The organism is Micromonospora sp. D75 (genome assembly GCF_018070405.1).
Lineage (GTDB): Bacteria > Actinomycetota > Actinomycetes > Mycobacteriales > Micromonosporaceae > Micromonospora > Micromonospora chalcea.
Genome location: NZ_JAGPXV010000915.1, coordinates 1 through 1,655 on the forward strand (window position 1 = coordinate 1; position 1,655 = coordinate 1,655).

Annotated in this window: 1 protein-coding gene and 1 pseudogene; one reads left to right on the forward strand and one right to left on the reverse strand. The window is 74.8% G+C overall.

Annotated elements, in window-relative coordinates; genetic code table 11:
- Positions 1 to 262 (reverse strand): annotated as a pseudogene (locus KBX39_RS30635) (hypothetical protein); the annotation flags it as partial.
- A 98-nt stretch (positions 263 to 360) separates the two neighbouring features.
- On the opposite strand from KBX39_RS30635, the gene KBX39_RS30640 reads away from it, so the two are divergent.
- Positions 361 to 1,581 (forward strand): GNAT family N-acetyltransferase, encoded by a 1,221-nt coding sequence (locus KBX39_RS30640; protein WP_312247519.1) that lies wholly within the window; start codon positions 361 to 363, stop codon positions 1,579 to 1,581.
- Positions 1,582 to 1,655 lie beyond the last annotated feature (74 nt).

Below are 1,655 nucleotides of genomic sequence, written 5' to 3' on the forward strand. Positions count from 1 at the left end.
GGGCCCCGGCGGCGCTCAGCTCCCCGCCCTTGCGGGCCTGGGCGAGATGCCAGCTCATCGGCCGGCGCGGCGCCGGCTCACCGGCCCAGTCGCCGTGCTGCTCGACGGTGGGGAACTGCTCGGTGCGGGGCGTACGCCGCGTGCGCGGCTGACCGACCGCCGCCACCCCGCGCTGGAACGCGTCCCGCTGCGGGGGCACCACCCCCGGCTGGGGCGGCACCTCCACGGTGCGCTCGGCCCACGGCTGTGTCTGGTCCGCCATCCTCGTCCTCCCCCTCGGCCGATCCCGGCCTCGCTTCCGAGGGTAGCCAGCCCGCAAATAGGGTGCCGACCCCCATCGCGGTGCGATACACACGTGCCGTGACTGACGTGCTGGTATCCCGAGCTGAGGACTTCGACGACATCGCGGCGCTGCTGGCGCTGGCCTTCCACGGCGATCTCGACCCCGACGTGCAGGCGCTCGAACGCCCGATCTTCGAGCCGGACCGGTCGTTACTGGTCCGCGACGGCGGAACGGTCGTGGCAAACGCCGCCGCGTTCAGCCGCGAACTGGCCGTACCCGGCGCGAACGTGCCGGCCGCGCACGTGACGATGGTCGCTGTCGCGCCGACGCACCGGCGGCGCGGCCTGCTCACCGCGCTGATGCACCGCCAGCTGCGGGACGTCCGCGACGCCGGCCGGGAACCGATCGCGGTGCTCTGGGCCAGCGAGGGCCGCATCTATCCCCGGTTCGGCTACGGGTCGGCGGCACCGCGGTACATGCTGTCCGTGGACACCACCGGGCTGCGCCTGCCCGCCCCGGCGCCCGCCGAGGGCAGGCTGCGTCTGGACCGTCCGGAGTCGCGCCGGGACGAGCTGGCCCGGCTGTACGAGCAGGCGCGCGCCGACCGCCCCGGCTGGTCCCGCCGCGACGAGCGCTGGTGGTCGTACCTGCTGGCGGACCTCAAGGCGCACCGGGGCGGCGCCACCGAACGCCGGGTGCTGCTGCACGAGGGCCCCGGCGGGCTCGACGGGTACGCGCTCTACCGGACGAAGGACAGCTCGACGGCCACCGGCCCGCAGGCCGAGACGCAGGTCGGCGAGGTGGTGGCGCTGACGCCGGAGGCGTACACGGCGTTGTGGCGGCTGCTGCTCTCGGTCGACCTGACCCGGCGGCTGTCGTTCCCGATCGCGGCCCTGGACGAGCCGCTGCTGCGGCTGGTGGACGAACCCCGCCAGCTCTCCCCGCATCTCGCCGACGCGCTCTGGGTGCGGGTGGTGGACGTGCCGGCCGCGCTCGCCGCCCGGCGCTACGCCGCTGACGTGGACGTGGTGATCGAGGTCACCGACGAGCTGCTGAAGGAGAACACCGGCCGCTGGCGGCTGGTCGGCGGCCCGGACGGGGCGGAGTGCACGCCCACCACCGCACCGGCCGGGCTGGCGTGTGACGTACGCGCGCTCGGTGAGCTGTACCTCGGCGGCGCGAACCCGTACGCGCTGGCCGCCGCCGGCCGCGTCCGGGAGCTGCTCCCGGACACGCTGACCGCGCTGACGCCCGGCTTCACCTGGTACCGCGCCCCCTCCCCCATGGAGGTCTTCTGACCGCCCGCCCCGCCCGTTTTCCCCGTCGATCATGAAGTTGGCGGCGTGAACCGTCCGTTTCGTCCCGGCCAACT